This is a genomic window from Microcystis sp. LEGE 00066 (assembly GCF_015207925.1).
GTDB classification, from domain to species: Bacteria; Cyanobacteriota; Cyanobacteriia; order Cyanobacteriales; family Microcystaceae; genus Microcystis; species Microcystis ichthyoblabe_A.
Genome location: NZ_JADEVX010000365.1, coordinates 1 through 1,344 on the forward strand (window position 1 = coordinate 1; position 1,344 = coordinate 1,344).

The 1,344-nt window shown below is 43.4% G+C and carries 2 protein-coding genes; one reads left to right on the forward strand and one right to left on the reverse strand.

The genetic code is table 11. The annotated features are described in order from the left end of the window. Positions 1 to 222 precede the first annotated feature (222 nt). Positions 223 to 723 (forward strand): bifunctional nuclease family protein, encoded by a 501-nt coding sequence (locus tag IQ224_RS23555; protein WP_002744652.1) that lies wholly within the window; start codon positions 223 to 225, stop codon positions 721 to 723. 245 nt (positions 724 to 968) lie between these two features. Here IQ224_RS23555 and IQ224_RS23560 read toward each other — a convergent pair whose 3' ends face one another. Then, positions 969 to 1,226, reverse strand: a complete 258-nt coding sequence (locus tag IQ224_RS23560; RefSeq protein WP_194033556.1) for a type II toxin-antitoxin system RelE/ParE family toxin — start codon at positions 1,224 to 1,226, stop codon at positions 969 to 971. Between the last annotated feature and the right edge of the window lie 118 nt (positions 1,227 to 1,344).

A 1,344-nucleotide genomic window follows, 5' to 3' on the forward strand; every position in this document is an offset into this window, starting at 1 on the left:
GAATAAATAGAAATAGTCTCGGAGTCTCCTGTCTCGGAGTCTCCTGACTCCTGACGACCGGCTCCTATCTCCTGACGGCAGCTGATGTATTTTTTTCATTAAAGATGAGGCTAATCTCCGCCATCTTAGGGCATACTGTGAGTGTAACGAAGCACTATATTATTCAGGTTGCTTTCCCACTCCTTCCCTAGCTGAATCTCTATCTTGGAGAAGCCATTAGTCATGATCGAAATGAAAGTCGCTGGAATTGCCCTAGACGCTATCACTCGCAGTCCCATTGTACTGCTGAAGGATGGTTCCGAGCGTCGCGCCCTACCTATCTACATCGGACAAGATCAGGCTAAGGCCATTATCACCGTCCTCGAACAACAAAGACCCCCTCGTCCTCTTACCCACGATTTGATCACTAATATTTTTAAAGCTTGGGACATGGATTTAGAAAAGATTATCATCCATTCTCTCCAAGATAATACTTTTTATGCTGTTCTCTGTCTCCAGCGCGGCGAAGTCAAAAAAGAAATCGATTGTCGTCCCAGTGATGCGATCGCTATTGCCCTGCGTACCAACAGTCCCATCTGGGTAATGGAAGAAGTGATCGCTTCTGCTTCTATTCCTGTTGATCGTGATGCGGATGAAGAGGAACGTCAAGCTTTTCGCAATTTCGTCTCCAATCTTAGCCCCTCAGACCTGATCCAACGTCGCGGTGATTTTAGTGATCAGTGATCTTGAAGCGGTCAGCCGTCGGCTAGATAAAAATGATAGTAACAGGGAAATTACGGCGGATTCAGGCTTAGTCTGGTAGATATTCTAAGTGGGAAGGCTTATCTAATCAGGAGTTGTCTGTGCCAGATGGATAAGCTGTACTGAATTTAAACTGCGTATTGAAATTTTTAGTACAAATGCTCAAACTGCCTCTCCCTGATCCGCAGCTCTGGCGCTCCCTTGCAGTCTTAACGAGTATAGTCATTTCAAATAAGTGTGATACAGTCTAGACCGACAAAATCCTTAAAAACTCTGGGATTGATATTCTCAATTTTAATTGAAATGACTATAACTCTATAGTCATCGACTCGAAGCTTGAAAAGACCAGTCAAATTAGCACTGAAAGCTTGAGGACTAAAATTGGCAAAATTGTTCGACAACAGGCGAACTTTACCGAAAATTTGCTCTTGAATAATTGCAAGGAGTGCTGCTAAATCAGCGATTGCTTCGGCTGTAACCCACATTCCGCACCCTAAGCTGTCACAGAGAGAAATTACGGAGAGAAAAAATCAAAGTGAGCATAAAAATAAACATAAGGAGCGAAAAAAGGCATTTGAGAAACAGTAAAGCACCAAAAATGGC